The organism is Pseudomonas sp. PHC1 (assembly GCF_046487845.1).
GTDB classification, from domain to species: domain Bacteria; phylum Pseudomonadota; class Gammaproteobacteria; order Pseudomonadales; family Pseudomonadaceae; genus Aquipseudomonas; species Aquipseudomonas sputi.
The window spans coordinates 1-24,623 of the sequence record NZ_JBJXHJ010000016.1; the positions used below are offsets into that span (position 1 = coordinate 1).

At 61.0% G+C, this 24,623-nt stretch carries 19 protein-coding genes and 2 pseudogenes; 10 read left to right on the top strand and 11 right to left on the bottom strand.

The genetic code is table 11. The features are described from left to right. Positions 1–427 precede the first annotated feature (427 nt). Positions 428–2,391 (bottom strand): annotated as a pseudogene (locus ACKJSM_RS19100) (RHS repeat domain-containing protein); the annotation flags it as partial. A gap of 112 nt (positions 2,392–2,503) precedes the next feature. On the opposite strand from ACKJSM_RS19100, the pseudogene ACKJSM_RS19105 reads away from it, so the two are divergent. Continuing rightward, positions 2,504–2,644: pseudogene (locus ACKJSM_RS19105) on the top strand (hypothetical protein); the annotation flags it as partial. 71 nt (positions 2,645–2,715) lie between these two features. On the opposite strand, the gene ACKJSM_RS19110 reads toward ACKJSM_RS19105, so the two are convergent. After that, positions 2,716–5,544, bottom strand: coding sequence for an RHS repeat domain-containing protein (locus tag ACKJSM_RS19110; protein WP_410238551.1), 2,829 nt, complete (start codon positions 5,542–5,544; stop codon positions 2,716–2,718). 183 nt (positions 5,545–5,727) lie between these two features. Between ACKJSM_RS19110 and ACKJSM_RS19115 the strand changes: the two genes are divergently transcribed. Beyond that, positions 5,728–6,192 (top strand): multidrug transporter, encoded by a 465-nt coding sequence (locus ACKJSM_RS19115; protein ID WP_236178212.1) that lies wholly within the window; start codon positions 5,728–5,730, stop codon positions 6,190–6,192. A gap of 34 nt (positions 6,193–6,226) precedes the next feature. Beyond that, positions 6,227–7,051 (top strand): SDR family oxidoreductase, encoded by an 825-nt coding sequence (locus ACKJSM_RS19120; protein WP_410238552.1) that lies wholly within the window; start codon positions 6,227–6,229, stop codon positions 7,049–7,051. Between the two features lie 118 nt (positions 7,052–7,169). Here ACKJSM_RS19120 and ACKJSM_RS19125 read toward each other — a convergent pair whose 3' ends face one another. Then, the gene (locus tag ACKJSM_RS19125) at positions 7,170–8,051 is read right to left on the bottom strand and encodes a LysR substrate-binding domain-containing protein (RefSeq protein ID WP_410238553.1); all 882 of its coding nucleotides are present in this window, start codon (positions 8,049–8,051) and stop codon (positions 7,170–7,172) included. Between the two features lie 109 nt (positions 8,052–8,160). Between ACKJSM_RS19125 and ACKJSM_RS19130 the strand changes: the two genes are divergently transcribed. After that, complete coding sequence (locus ACKJSM_RS19130; RefSeq protein ID WP_410238554.1) at positions 8,161–9,531, top strand: MFS transporter; 1,371 nt, start codon at positions 8,161–8,163, stop codon at positions 9,529–9,531. Beyond that, complete coding sequence (locus tag ACKJSM_RS19135) at positions 9,528–9,926, top strand: DUF4440 domain-containing protein (RefSeq protein WP_236178207.1); 399 nt, start codon at positions 9,528–9,530, stop codon at positions 9,924–9,926. The genes ACKJSM_RS19130 and ACKJSM_RS19135 overlap by 4 nt, the downstream gene beginning before the upstream one ends. 74 nt (positions 9,927–10,000) lie before the next feature. Here ACKJSM_RS19135 and ACKJSM_RS19140 read toward each other — a convergent pair whose 3' ends face one another. From ACKJSM_RS19140 to ACKJSM_RS19155, 4 genes are read right to left on the bottom strand one after another with little or no spacing between them, the layout of a single operon-like run. Beyond that, entirely contained in the window at positions 10,001–10,867 is an 867-nt protein-coding gene (locus tag ACKJSM_RS19140) for an efflux RND transporter periplasmic adaptor subunit (RefSeq protein ID WP_410238555.1), read from the bottom strand. Positions 10,868–10,877: 10 nt separating this feature from the next. After that, positions 10,878–11,078 (bottom strand): DUF1656 domain-containing protein, encoded by a 201-nt coding sequence (locus tag ACKJSM_RS19145; RefSeq protein ID WP_003221811.1) that lies wholly within the window; start codon positions 11,076–11,078, stop codon positions 10,878–10,880. Further along, positions 11,068–13,260 carry an FUSC family protein gene (locus ACKJSM_RS19150; protein WP_410238556.1) on the bottom strand — a complete coding sequence of 731 codons (2,193 nt, stop codon included), beginning with the start codon at positions 13,258–13,260 and terminating at the stop codon, positions 11,068–11,070. Before ACKJSM_RS19150 ends, ACKJSM_RS19145 begins: the two co-directional genes overlap by 11 nt. Positions 13,261–13,270: 10 nt before the next feature. After that, positions 13,271–14,782 (bottom strand): efflux transporter outer membrane subunit, encoded by a 1,512-nt coding sequence (locus tag ACKJSM_RS19155; protein ID WP_410238557.1) that lies wholly within the window; start codon positions 14,780–14,782, stop codon positions 13,271–13,273. A 182-nt stretch (positions 14,783–14,964) separates the two neighbouring features. On the opposite strand from ACKJSM_RS19155, the gene ACKJSM_RS19160 reads away from it, so the two are divergent. From ACKJSM_RS19160 to ACKJSM_RS19175, 4 genes are all read left to right on the top strand, one after another. Beyond that, complete coding sequence (locus tag ACKJSM_RS19160; RefSeq protein WP_085654658.1) at positions 14,965–15,933, top strand: LysR family transcriptional regulator; 969 nt, start codon at positions 14,965–14,967, stop codon at positions 15,931–15,933. 297 nt (positions 15,934–16,230) lie between these two features. Beyond that, the gene (locus ACKJSM_RS19165) at positions 16,231–16,707 is read left to right on the top strand and encodes a hypothetical protein (RefSeq protein WP_410238558.1); all 477 of its coding nucleotides are present in this window, start codon (positions 16,231–16,233) and stop codon (positions 16,705–16,707) included. 250 nt (positions 16,708–16,957) lie between these two features. Continuing rightward, positions 16,958–17,932, top strand: coding sequence for a 2-hydroxyacid dehydrogenase (locus tag ACKJSM_RS19170; RefSeq protein ID WP_410238559.1), 975 nt, complete (start codon positions 16,958–16,960; stop codon positions 17,930–17,932). Between the two features lie 151 nt (positions 17,933–18,083). Then, positions 18,084–18,593, top strand: a complete 510-nt coding sequence (locus ACKJSM_RS19175; protein WP_276574193.1) for a DUF2165 family protein — start codon at positions 18,084–18,086, stop codon at positions 18,591–18,593. Positions 18,594–18,618: 25 nt separating this feature from the next. Here ACKJSM_RS19175 and ACKJSM_RS19180 read toward each other — a convergent pair whose 3' ends face one another. Further along, positions 18,619–19,521: a DMT family transporter gene (locus ACKJSM_RS19180; protein WP_236178200.1), complete on the bottom strand. Its 903-nt coding sequence runs from the start codon at positions 19,519–19,521 to the stop codon at positions 18,619–18,621. A 139-nt stretch (positions 19,522–19,660) separates the two neighbouring features. Here ACKJSM_RS19180 and ACKJSM_RS19185 point away from each other — a divergent pair, with 139 nt between their 5' ends. Beyond that, positions 19,661–20,536 carry a helix-turn-helix domain-containing protein gene (locus ACKJSM_RS19185; RefSeq protein WP_236178199.1) on the top strand — a complete coding sequence of 292 codons (876 nt, stop codon included), beginning with the start codon at positions 19,661–19,663 and terminating at the stop codon, positions 20,534–20,536. On the opposite strand, the gene ACKJSM_RS19190 is transcribed toward ACKJSM_RS19185, so the two are convergent. From ACKJSM_RS19190 to ACKJSM_RS19200, 3 genes are all read right to left on the bottom strand, one after another. Then, the gene (locus ACKJSM_RS19190; RefSeq protein WP_410238560.1) at positions 20,537–22,966 is read right to left on the bottom strand and encodes a TonB-dependent siderophore receptor; all 2,430 of its coding nucleotides are present in this window, start codon (positions 22,964–22,966) and stop codon (positions 20,537–20,539) included. Positions 22,967–23,070: 104 nt separating this feature from the next. After that, positions 23,071–24,060 carry a FecR family protein gene (locus tag ACKJSM_RS19195; RefSeq protein ID WP_410238561.1) on the bottom strand — a complete coding sequence of 330 codons (990 nt, stop codon included), beginning with the start codon at positions 24,058–24,060 and terminating at the stop codon, positions 23,071–23,073. Continuing rightward, positions 24,057–24,623 carry an RNA polymerase sigma factor gene (locus ACKJSM_RS19200; RefSeq protein WP_085611387.1) on the bottom strand — a complete coding sequence of 189 codons (567 nt, stop codon included), beginning with the start codon at positions 24,621–24,623 and terminating at the stop codon, positions 24,057–24,059. The genes ACKJSM_RS19195 and ACKJSM_RS19200 overlap by 4 nt, the downstream gene beginning before the upstream one ends.

Genomic DNA, 24,623 nt, shown 5'->3' on the forward strand with positions numbered 1-24,623 from the left:
ACTACGCCTTTTAGCCGTTTCCATTACGTCCTCCTGAAAATAGATCAGAAGGTGTAAACCTTATTCAGGACGGGACAGATAAAAGAAAGAAGGTGAACCCCATATTCCCAGCCTTGGTCCAATCCTTTTCGCTGGTATTGCCACCTTTTCCACCCAACGCCTTCAATTTGCTGTTGACCAGAGAAAAGTTTGACTTGATGTCCATATGTGACGGTGCCGCGCCCTTCGTCGCGAAGTTGTATGAGTAATGACGCAAGGTAAACTTCAAGTCTTTGGTCTTTTCGAGCACCGCAGGGGTTGCCTTTGTAGTTTTGAACTTGAGCTTGCCTGCGGTTATGTCATTCATCATCGTGTAGGGCTTCACTCTGTCCGTATCGCTGTAATTGTCCTTGTACGATTCAAATATCTCGATGGCCGTGCGTACCGCCGAATTGGACTTTGATTCCTCGCCTTGCTCGTCAAAAAACGTCAACGGATTATTTCTCACCATTCGGAAAAGATTGATGCCATCTGCCTCCACACCTGCCGGATCCGGATTGCTCCATTTTTGCAACCACGAGATGTAGTAGCGGTAAACGTAGTAATCAAGCCCGCTGGCATCGCGCTCCTTGCCCGAGTAACAGACGAATTTGTAGCTGGATTCACCGTCCTGCCAGGCGCTGGTGCCGTATGGGTGAAACCTTTCCCGGCTGATCACCGCTCCGTCATCGGCGGTTTTCAGACTGACCGAACCCAAGTGATCGACATGCTGGTATCGATATTGAATGTCGGCGCCCCGGGGCGGCGGGCTCTCCCAACGCAGTACCCGAACACCGTCGGCCGTGATGACCTGCAACCGTTCCCCGGTGCCGTCGTCTGTGCGCAACTCCAGTCCAGGCAAATAGCGCACGTCGGTAACCAGGGTTCGGGCGTTGGTTAACGAAGAGCGGATCTTGCGTACCCGCTGGCTTCTGCCATCGTAGAGATAGAGCTCTTGGTCGTTGAGCCCGGAGGCGCGCTCCACCGGACTGACCGATTGCAGTTGGTTACGCAGATCCCAATTCAGCAGCCGCCCCGGTTCCAGCGCCAGCAGGTTGCCCCTGCGGTCGTAGGCAGCTTCAATTTCCGCGTCGCCGGGGATGACGTCCACATAAGGCAAAGATCGGTTGCTGTAACTCGCCGGTTGCAGTTTTCGCCCATGACTTTGCGGGCCGACATGAATCAGGTTGCGCAGGTTGCCGCCTGGATCATATTCGTAAGTCTGCTGATAGTTGCTGACCGCCGCAGGGTCGATGCGCCCCATCGATTGCGGGCCCTGACTGACAACCCCGGCTTCCCAGCCGGACGCCTTGGTCAGCTGGTAAAGACTGTCGTAGAAAAAGCGGCTGACCGGCTCGATGCGCTGGTTGGCGAAGTAACGGATCGGCAGTGCCTTGTCTTCGATACTCAGGACATTGCCCATCCTGTCGTATCCATAACTGAGGTGCTGCAGCACTCGACCGTGGGCATTTCGCTCCGGAGGACCAGCAGTTGATCGTCTTCGGGGCGATAGATCCGGGAGGATTGCACACCGTTGCCAGCGGTTTCCTGCGTGACATCGCCTTGCGCGTTATAGCGGATGTCAGTAACCAGGATCTGCTCAGACTCCCCCTTCAACTGCAATCGCCGCTCGCGCAAGCGACCATCGACGGTCAGCGCGAACGTATGCCGGTTGTCTCGGGCATCCGTCTGTTCCAGCACGTCGCCCAACGCACCATGGCGCCACTGCGATGTCGCACCGGCGCCTGGCTCCAACAGCCGCTGACGATCCGCCTCCTGCTCCGGCCAGTCGGGTGTGAGCGGCTCCAGAGTAAAGTGGCGGGTGTCTTCGGTGCAGGGGCCGCTGATTGCAAACGCATTGAACAGCACGCTGCCCGCCGGCTGGTCATGACGAATCAGCTAACCGAACTGGTTTCGCGACGGGTCCCCGCTGCCGGGATGACCGTAAGTCAATCGCTCGGCACAACGCCGAGGCACGCCTGTTCCTTCTTCGAATATCGCGACAGGGCGCAGCAAATTGTCGTGCTCGATCTCGCGCTGCGTCTGACGGCTGTCCCAACTGAACAGTATTTGTGCGGCGAGTCCCTTCAACTCGATTTGCGTGCCGGCATCGACGCTGTCCGAACGAATCACCGTGGAGTCCAGGGTAAACACCTGCGTCAGGTTGGCCGGGGTCAGAGGGTCGCCGGCCTGCGACAGCCAAAGTCGCGGGTCCCACTGTTTCACCGCACGCCCCGCCGCGTCATGCAGGGTGCGGTTGACCCGGGACTCGACCGGTCCGTTCTCGATGTCTCGACAATAGTCGACCGTGCGCACCGGCAAGCCGCGCGGGTCGACCACAGACATTCTCGGCGTATTGACGTGCAAGCTCATGGAGCGCTTCCCCGCAACCGGCATTTGTTGTGCCTCTGGTATCTGAGCAAGCTCAGCGCTGGTTCGGCTACTGTCGGAAATTACAGTCCCGACCAACGGCACCTGCGCGTAGCCCGGGCAAGATCCGCTGGAAATCATCGAAGTGCCGTCGGGCTCGTACCTGGGCGAAGACGATATCGAGCGCTTCGAAGATATCTCCGGTCGCGCCACCCCGAGCGAACGCGGCGTCTCGGTGAAAACCATCGCGCAGTGATCGACCTGCAATAACAAGCACCGCCCCAGCCCCCTGCGTCCCCTATCCGCAGCAGGTCGCGTGGTGTTTTTTTAACCCTGTGGGCGTGCGCGGGCGGTGACCGCTTGCTTGGTCATCGTTCTTCTGACCTTCGGTTTCTCCATCACACTGGCAAAGGACTTTGATCCTCCGAACAGTTTCCGCTCTGTGGAATAAACGCCGATCGTCGCCGCCCCCTGATTGCTCTGATAGTGGATATTCCAGGTCCTGGTCTTGCGTTCGTACCTCATGAAAGCGAAACCGGTCAGTTGCGTCACGACCTTGCCACCCTCGTCATCGAAGCCGTAATCCATGAACTCCATGGCCGCACTCATGCCCATTCCATGCTCGGCTGACGGCAAACGATTGTATTGCTCTGCCTCTTTGCTGCCCTCGACATGCCTTACCCTCAAGGTGTTGTCATTGAGCTGATCGACGGTCAGCGAACAACCACTGAACCCGGGAGTAAATACATATTCAGGCTCTGTCGCCCGGGGATGCACCGGTATGTCCAGATACCCGCCCTGGGCCACCCAGTAACCTGACACGGCGCTGGATTGGTCAGGTATTTCTCCGGCCGGAATATCGACCACCTTGATCGCATTGAACTCGCCGCGTACAGAGCCGCTGTAGCTTATTCGCTGCATGGAGAATATGAAGCGGTCACCGCCCTGCGTGTTCACAAGTTGCTTGGTAATGGTCTGGGAATATCCGGCCTTTTGGGGCATGAACAAATCGGTATTGATCGTCAGTCGACTGAACTGTGGAATCGTCAACGCCTCGCGAATACCGGTCGCTTTCGCAGTGAACGGCACATTGTTGTGCGGCTTCCCTGCGTCGACCGGGACAGCGCCCGGCCTCTGGCGGTTCTCGCCTGTCGCGAGCACAGGCGTCCATAAGCCGTTGGCCTGTTTTTCTCGGGTTTCGGCGCCGTCCACATCGCTGTAAGTCATGGGATTGTTGAGAACCATCCTGTACAGATTGAGTCCGTCGACCGCCCCTGCCGGATCAGGATTCAACCAGTGCTGCAACCAGGGGATGTAATAGCGAGAGCCGTAGTAACAAAGCCGGGTCGCGTCACGCTCCTTACCTGAGTAACGCGCGAATTTGTAACCGTGTTCGCCGTCCTGCCAGGCGGTTGTACCGAACGGGTGGAAGCGTTCCTGACTGATGATCGCGCCGTCAGCGGCGGTTTCCAGGCTGACGGACCCCACATGATCGGCACAACTGTATCGATACCGATCATTGATTCCCGAGGGCGGCGCACTCTCCCAGTGCAACACTCGAGCGCTGTTGAGCCCGCCTTCGACGGTGATGACTTGCAACCGCTCGCCGGTGCCACTGTTGCTGCGCAGCTCCAGTCCCGGCACATAGCGCACCTCGGCAACGACCGTGCGTGCGCTGGTTTTTTGGGAGCGGATCTTGCGCACTCGCTGAGCGTCATTCCCGTAGAGATAGACTTCCTGATCATTCCCTCCGGAGGCACGTTCGACCGGGCTGACCGATTGCAGTTGATTACGCAGGTTCCAGCTCAGCAATCGACCTGGCTCCAGCATCAGCCGGTTGCCTCCGTCATCGAATGCCGCCGCAATTTCAGCCTCGGTGGGCGGCGTGACATCGTACGGCAGACTGCGATTGCTATACCGCGCAGGCTGAAGATTGCGCCCAGGGCCTTGTGAGCCAAGGTGAATCAATTCGCACAGGTTACCGCTGGCGTCATATCTGTAACTCTGCTGATAGTTGCTGACCGCCGCCGGATCGACTCGCCCCCTTGATGGCGGGCCCTGACTGGCAGTGCCAGCTTCCCAGCCGAACGCCCTGATCAATTGATAAAGGCTGTCATAGAAAAACCGGCTGACCGGTTCTATCCGCTGATTGGCGAAATAGCGGATCGGCATTGCCTTGTCCTCGATGCTCAGGACGTTTCCCATCCGGTCATAACCATAAATCCGGTGTTGCAGTACTCGCCCGGTGGCATCCTCATCCCGGCGGACCGTCAGGCGACCATCCTCCGGGCGATACGTCAGCATGGCCACCACGCCATTGCCGGCCGTTTCCCGCTCGATGCTGCCATACGCGCTGTAGCAGATGTCGCTGACCAGTGTCTGCTCGGGCTGGTTCTTCAACTGCAACCGACGTTCACGCAAACGACCATCGACCGTCAACGCGAAAACATGCCGGTTGTCCCTGGCATCCACCTGCTCGAGCACATCGCCCTGCGCCCCGAAGCGCCATCGGGTGGTCGCCCCTGCCCCCGGCTCAAGCAAGGCCAGCCGGTCCTCCTCGCGTTCCGGCCAATCGGGCGTTACCGGGTCAAGGGTGAAGTGACGGGTGTCCTCGGAGCATTGGCCGCTGATTGCAAAGGCGTTGAACAGTACGCGCCCCCCAGGATGATCATGACGAATCAACTGCCCGAACTGATTTTTAGCCTGATCACCTGCTCCGGGAGAACCATAAGTGAAGCGCTCGACACAATGCCGAGGTTCGCCCGCGCCTTGCTCGCACACCGCAACCGGTCGCAGCAAGGCATCGTGCTCGGTTTCGCGGCGCGTCTGGCGACTGTCCCAACCCAATACCGATTGTGAACCGAGCCCCGGCAATTCGCGCTGCGTACCGGCATCAGCGCTGTCCGTTCGGATCACCCTGGCATTGAGGGAAAACACCTGCGTCAGGCTGGCCGGTGTCAGAGGGTCTGCCGATTGCAGTTCCCACAGGCGTGGATCCCATTGCCTGATGACACGCCCCGCGGGATCGTGAAGCACACGGTTGATCCGGGGCTCGACAGGCCCACCCTTGATCGTCCGGCAATACTCGACCGTGCGAACCGGCAAGCCGCGCGGGTCGGACACAGACATCCTCGGCGTATTGATGTGCAAGCTCATTAACCGTGCTTCCCCGCGCGACCGGCCTTCTTTGTACCTCGGGTATCTGAGCAAGCTCAGCGCTCGTTCGGCTACTGTCAGAAACTACAGTCCCGACCGATGGCCCCTTCACTCAATCCGCGAATGTCCATTCCCGCGCCCCTTCGGTAGGATGGTGAGCACAAGTTCTAGGAGCGTTCGAACATGTTTATCGGCGTCTTGCTGGTCGTTACCTGGCTGATCCTGCTGCTGCGCTACCCGGCCAAGGCCTTGCCGGTGTCCATGGCCGCCGCCGTGGGCCTGGGGCTGGTGGCGATGTGGGTGGTGTGGCTGGACAACCGCGAGGTCAAGCAACTGGCGCGCCTTGAATTGCGCATCGTGTATGCCCCCGAACACTGCCCTGCCGACCGCCCGCTGCTGCTCAGGATGAACAATGGCAACGACGTGCCGCTGACCGAGCTGCGCTGGCGCATTGCGGCGTATGCGCCGGGCGACACGGTGAATCTGGCCGACAATCAATACGCCGCCCCACGTTACCGCGGCCCCGGCGAATTGCAGGCCGGCGGCAGTTGGGAAGACTGCCTGCCGATGCCACCGTTGCGATCTGGCTATCGCCCGCAAACCCTGGAGTTTCGCGCCGAGCGATTGCAGGGTAGTTTCTCCGACTGAGCCCTCCCCCACTCTTTTGCACAAGGAACGCGCCATGCCTGTTGCGTTGATTACCGGTTGTTCCAGCGGCATCGGCCGCGCCCTCGCCGATGCCTTCAAAGGCGCCGGCTACGAGGTCTGGGCCAGTGCGCGCAAGGCTGAAGATGTCGCGGCACTCGGCGCCGCCGGGTTCACGGCGGTGCAGCTCGACGTCAATGACCACGCCGCGCTGGAACAACTTGCCGAACGGATCAACCAGCAGCGCGGCGGCCTCGACGTGTTGATCAACAATGCCGGTTACGGCGCCATGGGGCCGCTGCTCGACGGCGGTGTGGCGGCCATGCAGCGCCAGTTCGAAACCAACGTGTTTTCGATTGTCGGCGTGACCCGCGCACTGTTCCCGGTGCTGCGCCGGGCCAAGGGCCTGGTGGTGAATGTCGGCAGTGTTTCCGGGGTGCTGGTCACGCCGTTCGCTGGCGCCTATTGCGCGTCGAAAGCGGCAGTGCATGCGCTGAGCGATGCGTTGCGCATGGAGCTGGCGCCGTTCGGGGTTCGCGTGATGGAGGTGCAGCCGGGGGCGATCCAGTCCAGCTTCGCCAGGAATGCCGGGCATGAGGCCGAACAACTGATCAACGAACAATCGCCGTGGTTTCCGTTGCGTGAAGGCATCCGGGCGCGGGCCAAGGCGTCCCAGGACAAACCGACCCCGGCCAGCGACTTTGCCGCCGAATTGCTCAAGGCTGTGCAGCAGAGCAGACCGCCACGACTGATCCGCATCGGCAATGGCAGCCGGGCGTTGCCGTTGCTGGCGACGTTGCTGCCGAAAGGGTTGCTGGAATCGACATTGATGAAGCGCTTCGGCTTGCGCGGGGAACTCTGAGAGATCGAGTCGACCCCATCGCCAGCAGGCTGTCTCCCACAAGGATTTTCGGCAGGGCGCAGAAAACGTGTGGGAGCCAGCCTGCTGGCGATGGGGCCAGAACGGCCAACACAAAATCTCAGCCCCAGCCCTTCATGAAATCAATGAACGCCCGCACCTTCAGCGGCAGGTGCCGGGTGTCCGGGTACAGCGCATACACGCCTTGCTGGGCGAAACGGTAATCCGGCAACAGGCGTTGTAATCGCCCCGCATCGAGGTCTTCCTGAATCAGCCACTGCGGCAGAATCGCCACGCCCTGCCCGGTCAGCGCAAAGGCACGCAGGGTCGCGGAGTTGTCGGCGACGATGGCGGTGGTTCCCGGTTTCGGCTGGTAGATATGCTCGGTGCCGGCCGGATCGCTGACCGTCATTTCCGGCACCCGCCCATGCCCCAGCGTTGGCATTGATTCCAGCAATGCCAACGTGTTGACCGGCACAAATCGCTCGATCAGCCCCGGCGCCGCCACGGCAAACACTTCGAACGTCGACAACTGCACCGCCCGCAGATTGGAGTCGTGCATGCGGCCCAGGCGGATCGCCATGTCAAACCGTTCGGAGATCAGATCGGCGTGGGTGGAGGACGTGGACAGGTGAATATTCAGTTGCGGCTGCTGCTGTCGAAACACCTCCAGCGCCGGCACCACCTGAGCCAGCGCGAACTCCACGGTCGTGGTGATGCGCAGCGTGCCCTTGAGTTGCGAGTGTTCCGAACGTGCTTCTTCGATCGCCAGCCGCGCTTCGTCCAGCGTACGCAGGCAACGTCGATAAAAACGTTCGCCGGCATCGGTCAGGGCCAGTTGCCGGGTGTTTCGGGTGAGCAGGGTGACGCCCAACTCTTCTTCCAGTCGCTTGAGGTTGAAGCTCACCACCGCCCGCGTTTGCCCCAGCGTATCGGCGGCAGCGGTCAGCGAGCCCGCCTCGACCACGGCTTTGAAGGTATCGAATCGATCCAGGCTAACCATGTTCGCTGCACTCCCTGTCAAAATATTTTTGACAAACTAGCAGCCAAACCGGCGTATTTCTATCGCCCCATGCGCCCTACCCTGCACACCTCATCACAGGGAAGCTGCCATGGCCTATCGCTCGAAAGTTGCGCTGGTGTATCTGTTGGGGTTCGCCCTCGACCTGCTGAACATGTTCGCCGCCAGCATTGCGTACCCGGACATCGCCGCGCAGTTGCACGCCTCGGTGACGCAACTGGCCTGGATCACCAACGCCTACATGCTCGGGCTGACGCTGATCATTCCGATGAGTGTGTGGCTGGCTGCACGGGTCGGCGAGCGACGGCTGATTCTCGGTTCGCTGCTGCTGTTCGGGATCGCCTCCGGGCTGATCGCTCAGGCCGGATCGATTGAAAGCCTGATCGGTTGGCGACTGCTGCAAGGGCTGGGTGGTGGATTGCTGCTGCCGGTGGGCCAGGCGCTGGCCTATCGAGCGTTTCCGGCGACACAACGTGCGCACTTCACGGGGGTGGTTTTGCTCGTGGCGCTGATGGTGCCGGCGCTGTCGCCGGCGGCGGGTGGTCTGATCGTCGAGGCGTTGTCGTGGCGCTGGATTTTCTACCTGAACCTGCCGGTGGCGCTTTTCGCTTTCGGTCTGGGCCTGCGCTGGTTGAAAGCGGATCAGGCTGCGAGTGAACGCCCGGCACTGGACGCACGCGGCCTGCTGCTGGCGGCGTCCGCGCTGTGTCTGTTGCTGATCGCCGTCAGTCTGGCGAGCGCCCCGGCCACCCGCCATATCGCGGGTGGTGTCCTGCTGCTCAGCGTCATGACGGTGTGCATCTACCTGCGCGATGGCTGGAACAAACCGGGTGCGGTGCTTGATCTGCAACTGATCAGAAACCCGTCATTGCGTCTGGCGATGCTGATCTACCTGTGCGTGCCCGGCATCTTCACCGGCACTCACATGATCGCCGTGCTGTACCTGCACGACCTCGGCTTCAGTGCGGTGCAAATCGGGGCACTGATGCTGGCCTGGGCGGCGGCCTCGGGTGTGGCGATCATGCTGGGCAAACGCTGTTTCAACCGGACCGGCCCCAAGCCGTTGCTGATCGCCGGCATGCTGCTGCAATCCCTGGGCATTGTCGTGCTGATGCAGATCGACCAGCCCGCCAGCGGCCCGTTGATCCTCGCCTACGCCTTGATGGGGCTGGGCGGCAGCCTGTGCAGCGTGACTGCGCAGACCCTGGCGTTCGTCGGCATCACGCCGGAGAAAATGGGCCACTCCAGCGCCCTGTGGAACATCAATCGGCAGCTCGGTTTCTGCCTCGGCGCGGCGCTGCTCAGCTCATTGCTCGGCGCCTTGGGTTCCAACGGCTTCCAACACTGCTTTCTCGCCGCTGCACTGCTCACGCTGTTGCCGATGGCCGCCGTGCTGCGTTTCGACTCGACGACCGTGCTCAGTCTTCTGCACGCACCTCACCTTCAGGAAAAATCCACATGACTGACTACGCCGACTATTTTGACGAAGTGATCCAGGCCCATGAGGCCATCGAGCGATGGTTTGCGGTGGAGGAAGACGAGGCAGCGCTGGAGCAATTGCTGACGCGTTTTTCGCCACGGTTTTCCATGGTGACGCCACTGGGACGCGTGCTGGATTTCGAAGCCTTGCGTGCGTTGTTTCAAATGGCGGGCGGGAAGAAGAGCGGGTTCCGCATCGAACTCGGCGAGCTTACGGGGATTGCCTTGCATGAAGGTGGTGCGACGGTGAGTTACCGCGAACAGCAGACCGATGCGGGCGGGTTGCACACGGATCGGCGTTCAACCGTAGTGTTTGAAAAAGCCGAATCCGGGCGGGTGATCTGGCGGCATCTGCACGAGACGTTTTGCAGCGAGTAGAAGCTGAGTATTTGCTCGTAAAACCGAGTCGTCCCAATCGCGAGCAGGCTCGCGAATGGCTACAACGCAGTCTGTCAGTTATCTACTGCGTCCTGCTTCACCACCACGGTGCAGGTAATCCCCGCCGCCAGCAGCACACCTTCCGGCACTTCATCGATGTGAATCCGCACCGGCACCCGTTGCGCCAGGCGCACCCAGTTGAAGGTCGGGTTCACATCGGCGATCAGCTCGCGGCTTTCCGGGTTGTCGCGGTCGTAGATGCCGCGGGAAATGCTCTCCACGTGGCCCTTGAGGACTTCGCCGCTCATCAGCTGCATGTCGGCTTTGTCGCCGACCCGCACATGGGGCAGTTTGGTTTCTTCGAAGAAGCCGTAGACCCAGAACGAGTTCATGTCGACCACGGCCATTTTCGCTTCGCCGATGCGCGCGTAGTCGCCGCGATGCACATTGAGGTTGGTCACGTAGCCGTCCACAGCGGCGCGCACTTCGGTGCGCTTGAGGTTGAGTTCGGCGGCTTCCAGTTGTGCCTGGGCCTGTTGGTAATCGGCCAGCGCCGAGTCGGCGATGTTGCTGGCGTCGTCGCGGTTTTCCTTGGAGATCACCAGGTTGTCGAGGTCGGCACGGCGGTGGGCGTTGACCCTGCGCATCTCCCACGTGGCCTTGCGCGAAGCCACCAGCGACTGCGCCTGTTTCACCGCCAGGCGGTAGTGCTCGGGGTCGATCTGCATCAGCAGATCACCTTTCTTCACCAACTGGTTGTCACGTACCGGCACGTCGACCACTTCACCGGTGACGTCGGCGGCGACGTTGATGATATCGGCACGGACCCGGCCGTCGCGGGTCCACGGGGTGTTCATGTAGTGCTCCCACAACGTGCGGCCGATCCACAGCGCCAGGGCCAGCACCAGCAGGGTCGCGAGCAGGCTGAAAAACTTTTTCATCAGAGCATTCTCAACGGTAGACAGTCAGCGCCATCGCGCCGAACAGACAGGTAAACAGACTCAGGCGCAGCAGCGCCGGGTGCCAGAAGAAGCGGTACAGATCGAAGCCCGAGAGGAACCGGTCCAGCGCCCAGGCCAGTGCCGCGGCGACGAAAAACATCAGGGTCATGGTCGGCATGTACACGCCGTGGAAGGCGATTTCACGAGGCATGGGCAAGTCCTTCGGGCTTGGCGATGGCATAGGCAGCAAGGGGTGATTGCGGGTCGAGCAACGAGGTGCGGATAAAGTGCAGGTAGCTTTTCACCCGCCGCAGGGCCGAGGTATCGAAGTGCGGCGCGAACGGCTCATCGGTGGCGGCGACCCGGCTGATCGCGTGATCGACCGCCACGAGCGCGCGTTCCAGATTGCTTGAGTTCGGTTGCAGGAACAGCCGCACCAGCGAGCGTCCCATGACCCGGATTGCCTGGCGCCATGGCTGGGACTCGGCATACGCCGGATGCACCGGCAGGATCGCCTGTTCCTTGCGCAACTCGATGATCGCGTGACCGACTTCCAGCACCACGAACATCCAGCGCAGCAGGTTTTTCTGTACCTGCGGCTGACCGGCCGCCAGGCCATAAGCCTGATGCAACAGGTCGCGAGTACGGCTTTCGAAACTCGATGCCAGCCCCTTGAGCTTGCCGCTGATCGCGTACACCACTTGCCCGCGCAGATCCTGCTCAAGCCGCCGCCACAACCAGCGGCTGTTCGGCGGCAGGATGATCGCGCCCGCCGCTGCGCAGACCAGCATGCCCATGACCATGGCGATGTAGTCGTTGATGAAGGTGTAGGGGTTGTAGATCGTCAGGTTGTCCGGCACCGAACCGGTGCTGAAAAAGATCAGCAGACCGAGGCCGACGCCGGCGTATTGCGGCCGCGAAGTGAGGAACGAACCGAGCACAATCACCGGCGCGAGCATCACGCACAGCAACGGAAAACCGTCGATCCACGGGAAGATGAAAAACATCTCGACGAAGCCGATCAGCGCCCCGAGGAACGTGCCGCAGGCCATCTGGAACGCCATGCGTTTCGGGTTCGGTGTGGCGGCGGACAGGCCCACAGTGGCGGCAGCGATCAGGGTCATGGTCGCGCCGCTCGGCCACGCGGTAGCGACCCAGTAACTGCCGAGCACGACCAGAATGAACGCGGCACGAATCCCCGAAGCGGCCGCCGCCCACCAACTGGTTTGCGGGGTGAACGGCTCGTCCCAGCGCTCGCGTTCGTGGCGGTGATCGGCCAGGGAAGCGTGGGTCTGTGCATAACTGTGCAGGTCATCGACGAAGCGATAGAGCAATTCGTACGCGGTATGGAAATCCAGTTGCTCGGCGTCGCTCGGCTCACTCTTTTGGAAGATCGCCCGCAGACTGCGCACCCGCGCCGGCAAGCCTTCCTTGTACGCCGCCAGCGCCAGCACCAGACGCGCCGCATCCGGGCTGGTCAGGGCGCGGCCGCTGAAGCCGTCGAGCACTTCGGCCAGATCCTGCAGGCCCGGTTTGATCGCCGCTTCCACATGATCGGCACCGTTGCGACGCAGGCGTTCGAGCAACTGATGCAAGGCGTTGAAGCGGGTGGTGATGCCCATGAACTCGCTGTTCAGGCGACTGAGCCGACCGTTGCGCCGACGCATGTGCGGGTCTTCGAACACGGTCACGCTGCGCAGCCCTTCCAGCCCCACCGCTTCGGCGATGAAGCGCACGTTGCTGGCCTCGAACGATTCAGGTTTGCTGCGCCCGCGCAGGCCGTCGGTGACGAACAGGGCGAACACACCGAAGCGCTGATACAAGGCGTTGCGCATCGCGGCGCTGGCGGTCTGCGGCAGGATCGCGGCGCTGACCAGGGTCGAGCAGAGAATCCCCAGGGAAATTTCCAGCACCCGCCACACCGCCGCCATGAATGCACCGTCAGGATGGGCGAGCGCCGGCAGGCCGACCATCGCGGCGGTGTAACCGGCCAGCACAAAACCATAGGCGCGGAAGTTGCGGCAACGGGCGGCGCCGGCCGAACAGAGGCCGACCCAGATCGCCAGCGAACCAAGGAACAGTTCGGTGTTCTGGGCGAACAGTGAAATCAGCGTGACCATCATCGCCGACCCGGCCAGGGTGCCGAGGAAGCGATAGAAGCTCTTGGCGAATACCTGACCGCTCTGCGGCTGCATGACGATGAACACGGTGATCATCGCCGTACGCGGCTGCGGCAATTCCAGGCGCATCGCCAGCCACAGGGTCAGGAACGCAGCGATCAAGACCTTGAAGATGTAAACCCAGGTCACGCCGTCGCTGCGCGCCCAGTCGAAGAAACCCCGGCGCCATTCCAGGGAGTAGAGCCAGCGCAAAGGTGCGGGCAAGGGAGTCATTAAGTCTTGCTCAGTGGTCGAGTGCTTGAAGAAGGGCCGGGGTTTTCGGTGCCTGGGTTTGTTGTGCCGTCGGCACGTCTTTACCCGCACCAAGACCACCGCCCAATGCCGTCACCAGTTCGGCATGGGCACTCAAGCGCGCGGCCTGCACCTGCTGTTGAACTTGCTGTTGTTTGAACAGCAGAGTCTGGGCGTTGAGCACATTGAGGTAATCGGTGAGCCCGCGCTGGTAGGCGATCATCGCGATGTCGTAAGTCTTCTGCGCCGTGGCCACCGATTCGGCGGCGAATGTCTGCTGTTTGTCCATCGACTCGCGGCGGATCAACTGATCGGAGATGTTCTTCAGCGCATTGACCAGGGTCTGGTTGTAGTGCGCCACGGCGATGTCATAACCCGCCGAGGCTTCACCCAGTTCCGCACGCAATCGCCCGCCGTCGAAGATCGGCAGCGAGATCGCCGGCCCGACGTTGTAGTTGAGCTTCTTGCCGGTCAGGAACTCCAGCGCCCCGCCGCCGGTGGCCATGTAGCCGAGGCTGCCGACCAGATCGACGTTGGGGTAGAACCCGGCATGCGCGACCTCGATCCCGCGCGCCTGCGCCGCCACTTGCCAGCGACTGGCGACCACATCCGGACGCTGGCCGAGCAGTTCGGCGGGCAGTGCCGACGGCAGCTTCAGTGCCGCGCCAAGGGACAGGGCCGGACGCTGCAATTGCGCGCCGGCCCCCGGCCCTTTGCCGGCCAGTGCCGCGATCTGGTTGCGGCTCAGGGCGATTTCTTCGTCCAGCGCGTCCAGTTGCCGATGGGTTTCCGGCAGCGGGGTTTCGGCCTGGCTGACGTCGAAGTGGGTGCCGATCCCGCCGTCCAGACGTTTCTGCGCCAGCTCGAGGATCTGCTGTTGCTGCTTGAGCGTCGCCGCGACGATGTCGCGCTGGGCGTAATGCAGCGAGAGTTCGATGTAGGCACGCACGATGTTGTTCTGCAATTCGAGTTGCGCCTGCCGCGCCTCGGCCGCGCTCATGTGCGCCAGATCGACGGCCCGCTCGGTGCTGTTGCTTTCACGGCCCCAGAGGTCGAGGGCGTAACTGAAACCCAGCGCGGCGTTGTTGTCCCAGGTGGTGCTGTTGGCCAGCTCACCGGGGCCGTAGAACGGGTCGGTCGGCCAGTTGTGGCGCTTGAGGGTCGACTCGCCATTGATCTGCAACGACTCGGCGGCTTCGGCGACGCCGGCCAGTGACCGGGCCTGACGCACGCGCGCAGCGGCCATGGCCAGGGTCGGGCTGCCCTGCACGGCAAGGTCGATCCAGTGATTGAGTTGCGGGTCACCGTAGGCTTGCCACCATTGGGCGGTGGGCCAGTTTGCGTCACGGGCGGCGTGGGCGATGGCCTCGTCGGTGGCCAGTTCATTGGCCTCCAGAGCCTTGCCCTGCGGGGCAATTCCTCCGGTTCCGATGCAGCCGCCAAGACCTAATGAAAGAGCCAGAACACTGAGCGGCAAAAGCGCTCTGTTGATGCGACGCGGCACTGCTGCGAATTCCTGAGGTGGGAGATGTTTCGAGGTGGGCGCAATTCTAGGGGGGCGCCATGACGGCGATAAGCTGGGAATCCTGTGAATCTTTGTTACCGTTAACGAGATAATCCCTTGGTCGGGGGTCTCAGCCCCTGAAACTTCGTGTCACAATTTGCCATCTCCCTTGAGAGCACCCCATGGACACTTTGCAAAACATGCGCGCCTTCAGTTGTGTAGCGGAAGCAGGCAGCTTCACCGCCGCCGCCGTGCAGCTCGACACCACCACCGCCAACGTCTCGCGCGCGGTCTCCAACCTTGAGGCCCACCTGCAAACCCGCCTGCTCAATCGCACGACCCGGCGCATCGCCCTCACCGAAGCCGGCAAGCGCTACCTGCTGCGCTGCGAGCAGATCCTCGCCTACGTCGAAGAGGCCGAAGCCGAAGCCAGCGAAGCCCACGCCCGCCCTGCCGGACAATTGAAAGTGCACACCATGACCGGCATCGGCCAGCACTTCGTGATCGACGCGATCGCCCGCTACCGCAAGACCCACCCGGACGTGACCTTCGACCTGACCATGGCCAACCGCGTGCCGGACCTGCTCGACGAAGGCTACGACGTGTCCATCGTCCTCGCCCGCGAACTGCCGGACTCGGGCTTCGTCTCGCAGCGCCTGGGCATCACCTACAGCATCGTCTGCGCCTCGCCGGCCTACGTGAAAGCCAACGGCTGCGCACAGAAACCCAGCGACCTGCTGAACCACGCCTGCCTGCGCCTGGTCAGCCCGGTGATCCCCCTGGAAAAATGGGCCTTCGACGGCCCGGACGGCCAGGAGATGGTCACCATCAACAGCTCACCTTTCCTGGTCAACTCCGCCGACGCGATGAAAACCGCGATCACCAGCGGCATGGGCGTCGGCGTCCTGCCGGTGTACGCCGCGATTGAAGGCTTGCGCAATGGCTCGCTGGTACGGGTGATGCCGAACTACCGCTCGCAGGAACTGAACCTGTACGCGATCTACCCGTCGCGGCAGTATCTGGATGCGAAGATCAAGACTTGGGTCGAGTATTTGCGCGGGTCGCTGCCGGAGATTCTGGCGGGGCATCAGGCGGAATTGGCGGCTTATGAGATGAGTGGGAGTCTGGGGGGAGCCAGGCTGGCGAATTGAGTTTGCCGTGAACCGAGTGCTGGATAACGTCGAAGTACAACGTCATCCCACACACAGCCAAGCCGCTCTGAAGAAACCGACTTGCCGGCGACAACTGCATTCGCTGGCAACTCGGATGGGGCACAGAGCATTCAGGGCTGCAGTCCAGAGCGTGGGAACGATCAACGCTTTGTTCTAGCGCCTAGCACTTTGATAATAAAAACCTCTAAAAACCTGTCAGAAATGACAGTACCATTTATTTTAGTACTCGCCCAGATTAACTGGCACCCACCACGTTAATGCTGAAGGAGTCAGAAAATGTCCATTAAAGATCTAAAACCCGACGCACAAAAAAAGTCCGGCACTGGCACACTCAAAGCCACGATTTCCAATGATTACCCACACGCCAGGGAATACAACGGGGAGCCTTTCGTCTTTGTTACCGACAACAAAAAGGTGGCTTTATTTACAACTGATGAGTTTCCCGATGATCCTTTAACAAAGTTCAATCTGTCGCTCGATTTACCGGCGGACAAACCAATAGCGAAATATGAATTTCGTTCGGGCAGCTTACCCACTCCGCCCTCGTTTTCGCGTGTACAAGGCTCAAGTCACACTGTCTATGGTTCTGATGAAAATTTTGGTTATCTGAATGTAATAGATCTCGACCTTTCAAAAGGAACCTTAAAAGCGGATTTTATCTTCGCCTACACTGACTACGAAAACGATGGGAAAAGACATGAAGTTACGGGTGTCATCGATGTCGCCGGGCTTGAAGTAATAACTTCGAAATAGCACTGGATCTTTCGGGATTGTAATAGAGGCACTGGCAGTGCAGTCGTCCTCAAAAGACTGTCAACTGCCAGACTGCCATCGAGCAATCTCATTCGCTACCAACGAGAATCGCCGCAAGGGTGGAATTGCCAGCGCTAGCCCGTAAGCATCGGAGATCCATGAACCTGATCGGCCCGGAGGCCGCCAAGACAACCCAAAACAGAAATGTTAGCTTGCTTGGCAATAAAGCCCCGAAGCCGAGCCCATAGCGATGAAAAAAACAGTCCTGGCCTTCAGCCGCATCACCCCGCCCATGATCGAACGCCTGCAACAGGACTTCGACGTCATCGTCCCCAACCCGAAAAACGGCGACATCAACGCCCAGTTCAACGAAGCCCTGCCCCACGCCCACGGCCTGATCGGGGTCGGTCGCAAACTCGGCAAGGCCCAACTGGAAAATGCCGCAAAACTTGAAGTGGTCTCCAGTGTCTCCGTCGGCTACGACAACTACGACCTCGCCTACTTCAACGAACGCGGGATCATGCTCACCAACACCCCGGACGTTCTGACCGAAAGCACCGCCGATCTGGCCTTCGCCCTGATCATGAGCAGCGCCCGCCGCGTCGCCGAACTCGACGCCTGGACCAAGGCCGGCCAATGGCAGGCCAGCGTCGGCGCACCGCTGTTCGGTTGCGACGTGCACGGCAAGACCCTGGGCATCGTCGGCATGGGCAACATCGGCGCCGCCGTCGCCCGTCGCGCACGCTTCGGTTTCAACATGCCGATTCTCTACAGCGGCAACAGCCGCAAGACCGGACTGGAACAGGAACTCGGCGCGCAATTTCGCAGCCTTGACCAACTGCTGGCCGAAGCCGATTTCGTCTGCCTGGTGGTGCCGCTCAGCGACAAGACCCGCCACCTGATCAGCCATCGCGAACTGGCTTTGATGAAGCCCGACGCGATTCTCGTGAACATCTCCCGTGGCCCGGTCGTCGACGAGCCGGCACTGATCGAGGCATTGCAGGACAACCGGATTCGCGGTGCCGGTCTGGACGTCTACGAAAAGGAACCGCTGGCCGAGTCACCACTGTTCCAGCTGAAAAACGCCGTGACCCTGCCGCACATCGGCTCGGCCACCCACGAAACCCGCGAAGCCATGGCCAATCGTGCCTTGGCCAACCTGCGCAGCGCCCTGCTTGGCGAGCGTCCGCAGGATCTGGTGAACCCGCAGGTCTGGCGCGGATAAACGAATCGGGCAAGTACTGCAAAGTACTTGCCCGTTCAACTTCCAGCCAATACATACTTTGAAAATCAACACTTCAACGAAACAAACCACCCCACTATAAACTTTCCGGACTTATCAAATATAACGATAAACACTCCGGAGAATAGCAACCTTGAGAACGTCCAATACCGATCAACTTGTCCGCTATAGCAAAGTCTGCCTGATGGCCTACATCAGCTTTTTTGGTCTGATGGTGATGTACGGAAACTTGACGGACTACTCGGCAAACTATGAATACGTCGGACACATCCTGAGTATGGATACGACTCAAATCAACGAAAACATACGTTACAGAGCGATTGAATCACCCATGATGCATCACCGCATCTATTGGTTCATCATCACGACAGAGTCGATCTATACCGCTTATTGCCTGTTGGGTACTTATTATCTTTACCGAAGAGTCAATGACTCCGCCGAAGCGTTTCACGAGGCGAAGAAGTATTCGATCGTTGGCTTGTTGATCGCAATTTTCACCTATTACGTTTGCCTGCAGACCATCGGAGTTGAATGGTTCGACATGGACACTTCGCAAATATGGAACGCAAAAGACTGGGCGCGACACATCGTCGACTTCATGTTGCCGGTGTTGATTTTCATAACACTGAAGAACGAGCGCTGAATAACCAGTGCTCGCGCTCAGGCCATCAGGCCAGCTTCCCATGCTTCGGAACAACCGGAATCCCGGGTTTACGAAACACCAGCACATTCCCCAGCATCACCAATACCAGCCCCGTCAATGCCGGCGCCGTCCACTGATAGCCCTCGGCAAAAGCCGAGACGTTCAGCGCCACCACCGGGAACAGCACCGTGCAGTACGCGGCGCGCTCCGGGCCCATCCGGCCGACCAGCGTCAAGTACGCAGTGAAGCCGATCACCGACCCCGGAATCACCAGATATAGCAGCGCGCCAATGTAGCGCGACGTCCATTCCATCTCGAATGGAATGCCCTTGATCAGACACCACACCGAGAGCATCGCCGCACCGTAGGCCATGCCCCAGGCGTTGGTGGTCAACGGTTTGAGACCGGCCTTCTGTTGCAGGCTCGACAACATGTTGCCCGCCGAGAAACACAAGGTGCCGCAGAGTGCCAGGCCAAGGCCAAGCAGGGTTTGCGGACTGGCGTGATGCCCGGCCAACTCCGGCCAGAACAACAGGCCCAGACCAGACAGCCCCAGCGCCCCGCCCATCAGCACATTGCGCGCGATACGCTGGCCGAAGAACACCCGCGCATTCAGCGCGTTCCACAACGTTGCCGTGGAAAACACCACCGCCACCAGACCGCTGGGGATCCATTGGCTGGCGGTCAGGAAACACATGAAATTGACGCAGAACAGGCACAAGCCCTGCGCCACGCAGATCAGATGCCCACGCCGGTTCATCGGTTGCAGGCGGCGGGTGAGCAGTAACAGCGCAAACAGCACCAGCGCGGCGAGACCAAAGCGATAGACGATCGACACCGGGATCGCCACCACACCCAGTTGCCACTTCAGGGCGATCCAGGTGGTGCCCCAGATCAGCACGGTCAACAAATACAACGACAGGTTCATGGCAGACACTCCTCGATTGGGTTTCAGTGTCCGCCTGCGCCTTCGGCCCTCGCTTGCATAAACTTGCGCTTTTGTCGGGCCACCGGCTGGCAGCGCGAAGTCTACGGAGTAGGATGCAAGGCGTTGGAGAGAACCGATCATGTCCGCCATCGATACCCTGCAAGTCTTCCAAGCCTTAAACAGCTCGCCCAACGCATGCCTTGTGCGCAGCGCCGAGCTGGGGGACGGCCTGTCCGCAGCCTTGTGGACCAACCACCACGACGCCCGCGACTATGAAGCGCCGAGTCATCACACGCTCTCCTGCTACATCGCCGGCGGCACCGGCACGTTCCGCCGTGGCGCCCCCGGAAACAAAGGCAGTCCGGACAAGCTGTGCATCCTGCCGGCCGACCACGAATCGGGTTGGGTCATCAACGGTGATATTCGTCTGGCCCACCTGTATTTCAGCGCCGAACAATTTGCCCTGGGTTGCGTCACGCTGCTGGATCGCGAGCCTCGGGAAATGCAGCTGCGCGAACAGACCTTTCTGGAAGATCCGCAACAGGCCCGACGGTTTCGCCAGTTACTGACCTTGAACTGGGACGAACCCGGCGAGCGCCTGCTGACCAGCAGCCTGGCCCACGAACTGATCAGCCACACCTTGTTGAGTCAGGTCGGCGTACGCCACGGCTTGCGCCTCAAGGGCGGTCTGGCGCCGCATCAGCGCCGGCAACTGGTTGAGTTCATCGACAGCCAGTTGGCCGAGCCGATCAGCCTCGGCCAACTGGCGGGGTTGTGTGCGTTGTCGGAATACCACTTTGCCCGGATGTTCCGGGTGAGCTTCGGCCTGCCGCCGCACCAGTATGTGCTGGCGCGGCGTTTGAGCCGAGCGCGGGAGTTATTGCGGGGCACGGCGTTGCCGTTGGGCGAGATTGCCCTGGCGTGCGGATTTGCCAGTGCCAGCCATTTCACCAACCGCTTTCGTCAGGTGCTGGGTGGCACGCCCGGCGACTATCGCCAGGCGTTTTTGCGCTGATCAGAATTCCAGCGTGCTGGACAGCGAAATCTGCCGTGAATCGCCCATCGACACGAAGAACCGGCTTGCCGCCGAGGTGTAGTAGGTGCGGTCAAACAGGTTCTTCACGTTGAGCTGGAACTTGACCTTCTGCCCTTCGACCTTTGTGTCGTACGTGGCGAAGGCATCGGCCACGGTGTAGCTCGGCAGATCGAAATCATTCACCGCGTTACCCGCTCGTTCACCGACATATCGCGCGCCGGCGCCGACCCGAAGCTGATCGCCACCGATCACGCTGCCGAAGTCGTAAACCGCCGACAACGAGCCGCTGTTCTTGGCCACGTTTTGCAGCCTGTTGCCTTTGTAGTCCGGATCTTCCGTGAGCTCGGCGTCGGTGTAGGCGTAACTGCCGATCAGGCTCCAACGATCAGTGAGCTGGCCGGTCAGGTCCACTTCCAGGCCCCGGGAACGCACTTCGCCGGCAGCGCTGTAAATCGTCGTCGGGCCTTCGGCATTGGCCACCAGTACGTTGCGCTTCTTGATGTCGAACAGGGCGATGTTGCCGGTGATGCGCCCCGGCATATCCAGACGTGCGCCCAGCTCCCAGGACTTGGCTTCTTCCGGTGCGATGCTGCCGTCGAGCACGGTGCTGCTGCCGCTCAGCGGGGCGATGGTCGAGTTGGGTTTGAACGACTCGGTGTAGCTGCCGTAGAACGACAACGCGTCGGTGTAGCGATACACCAGACCGGCGCGCGGCACCCATTTCTGGCCGTTGCTGTCGGTGTTGGCCTTGAACGGCACACCTTTGCCGGCGTACTGGTCGTATTCCTGGAAGCGCCCGCCGGCCACCAGAATCCACTGGTCGTTGAGGTGGATCGAGTCCTGCAGGAACACCGAGTCGCTGCGCAGCAGATCGGTTTGCGCACTGTCCGCCGGGCTGACGGTGGTGCCTTCGACTTCGCGGCCGTAGACCGGGTTGACGTAGCTGAAGGTGCTCAGGCTTTTCTGGCGGATCAGGTCGGCGCGGTAGATCTTGCGGTACTCGTCGTCGACGCCAAACACCAGGTCATGCTGCATGCCCAGCACGTTGACCTTGCCTTCGAGGCTGGCGGTGGTGAAGCGGTCGGTGCTGATCGCGCCCTGGGTGCCGTCCATGTTGCGGGTCAGGGTACCTTTTTGGGTGTCGATCGCCGTTACGCGGACCTGGCTGGCGTCGTAGGTTTCGCGGTTCCAGCTGTAGCCGAAATGGGCTTTCCAGTCGTCGTTGAGTTCGTGATCGGCCTCGAAGTGATACAGATCCGAGCGCCCTTCCATGTCGTTGAATTTCTCGTCGAGCCGCTCGTTGCGCGAGATGTCCAGCGGATGGTTGGTGCGTGGATCGATCAGGGTTCCACGATCAAACGGGGTCAGGAATTCACGGTGCTCGTATGCGAACAACAGCTTGGTGCGCTCGCCATACCAGGCCAGCGACGGCGCGATCAGGGTTTCGCGGTGGGTGCCGAAGTTGCGCCAGTAATCTTCGTCTTCGTGGTCCAGCACCATGCGATACGCGAGGCCGGAATCCCCCAGCGCACCGGTGCTGTCGAAGGAGCCGCCGCTGCCGTTCTTGCCGTCGCCGTAGGTCGAGCCGCGCAGGGTCAGCGCGTTGTACTGCTCCAGCTCGGGCTTCTTGCTGACCATGTTGACCACGCCGCCCGGGTCCTGAATCCCGTAGAGCAGCGAGGCCGGGCCCTTGAGCACTTCGACGCGATCCACGGTGGCGTTCATGCCGCGGCCCTGCACCACCGGCATGCCGTCGCGCATGATCGAGCCGTTGCGGTTGTCGCCAAAACCGCGGGTCATCACCGAGTCCTGGGTGCTGCCCAAGGTGTTGCCCTGGGTGATGCCGCTGACGTTGGCCAGTGCATCATCGAGATTGCGCGGTGCCTGATCGCGAATGACCTGAGCCGCAATCACGTTGACGGTCTGGGGGATTTCCTGAAGCGAAGCGGAAGAGCGCATCACCGAACTGGTTTCCGGTGGCTGGTAGCTCATCGGCTGATTGACCACCGAGGTGATGGTGGTCGCGCCGAGGTTCAGCGCGCCTGCGGTCGGTTGCGGTTCGAGCGCCAGAGTGTGGCTGTCGGTGCGGCGGAAGGTCAGGCCGGAGCCGGCGAGCAGACGCTGCAGCGCCTGTTCGGCACTCATCTGGCCGTTGATCGCTGGAGCGCTCAGAGCATACGGCGCTTCATCGGTGTAAACCACGCTCTGCCCGGTGACACGGCTGAAGTCGCTCAGGGCCTGCGGCAACGGCTTGGCAGCCAGGGAAAAACTGAATTGCTTTTGCGGCTGACTGCTGACGGTTTCAGCGGCCAGCGCCACGCTCATCGGCAACAGGGCCAATGCCGAAAAACTCAAGGCCGAAACGCCTAACCACTGTTTGACCGAACCCGATTTTGCCCTGGACTTCATTGCTCATGACCTGTGTAGAACCGCAACGGATGCGAATGACTCGCAGTTTCAGTCACTACACGGATGGCGTCCGGGTTTACCTCACCACAAAGTTGAAAATATTTTCAGCGCAGGATGATCAGCTTGCCCAACACCTGATGCTGCTCGAATCCCAGAACCCCTTGCAGCGAATTCAACACCGCTTGCGGGTCCTTGCTCGGAAAGCTGCCGCTGACCTTGCGCGCGCCCAGTTCGTCGTTGAGCAACACGATTCGTCCGGGGTAATAACGTCGCAGATCCTGCACTACATCGGCCAGCGTCGATTTGTAGTACGTCAGCCAGCCCTGCCGCCACGCCAACTGCGCTTCGCTGTCCACGGCCTGCTGTTTTTCTGCGGTGCCTGAACCATACGCCACTTGCTGGCCGGCGGTGAGAACCTGCTGTTGGTCATCACGGGACGCCGTCACGCCGACACGTCCGGACAGCACGGTAACTTGCGCACCACGAGGTTGCAGGCGCACCTCGAACTGCGTGCCCAGCACCCGCGCCTGGCCTTTCTCGGCCTCGACCACAAAAGGATCGCCGGTGTGGGTCACGCTGAAAAATCCGGCGCCGCGGCGCAATTGAACATGCCGCTCGCCGCGACTGAAATCCACGGCGATGGCGCTGTCCGCATCCAGCGTGACCTGCGACTGATCGGCCAGGGTCACGGTGCGGATTTCGCCGGGGGCCGACACATAATCGGCGCCCAGATCATCGATCCAGCGCTGCGGCTGCCAACCACTGCCGAGGCTGATCATCAACAGCAGACACGCCGCCATCGCCAGCGCGCCGGCCCAGCGCCGGAGCGGTGCACGGCGTGGTCGATCCATCGCGTTGAGCAAACCCTGCAACGCCAGCGCATCTTCATCGGCCAGGGTGCGGGCCGGCCCTTCGCTCAACTCCCACACCACTTGCGCCTGGGCGTAGGCCTCGGCGTGAGCCGGATCGGCATGCAGCCACTGACTGAACGTGAGTTGATCGCCGGTACTCGGGCGGTCGTGCAACAGGCTCAGCCAGGCGAAAGCGGCCTGTTCCTGCGCGGGCGTCGGGACAACGCGGTCGGAGTTATTCACGGTGCTTTCCCTGGCGTGCGTGGCGCGGGTTCGCGCAGGCTGGCCTTGCAGGCCTCGAGGGCGCGCATCATATGTTTTTCCACGGCGCTTTGGGACAGGCCCATGGCCTTGGCGATCTCGGCGTACTTGCGCCCGTGGATGCGATTGAGCAAAAAGATCTGCCGCGTGCGCTCGGGCAAGGCGCGCAAGGCCGCTTCGACATGGCGCAAATCATTGCCCGCTTCGAGTGCCGCCTGCGGTTCGCTGGCGCTGCTGTCCGGTTCATCCGGTTGCCAGCCTTCGTTGACCCGCACTCGCGCGCCTTCGCTGCGCAAATGATCGATGGCGATGTTGCCGGCGCAACGCAACAGGTAAGTGCTGAGTTCTTCGACCTGCACCAGCGGCCGACGCCAGAACCGCAGGAACAGGTCTTGCACCAGATCCGCCGCCGTCGCCCGGCAGCCGACGCGCCGGCTTACCAGTGCTTCCATCTGCGAACGCTGGGACAGGAACACCTGAAGAAAATGCGCACGGGCGCCGTGGGGTTCGTCGTCGCGGTGCTCGGGAGGATGGCCGATCAGCAT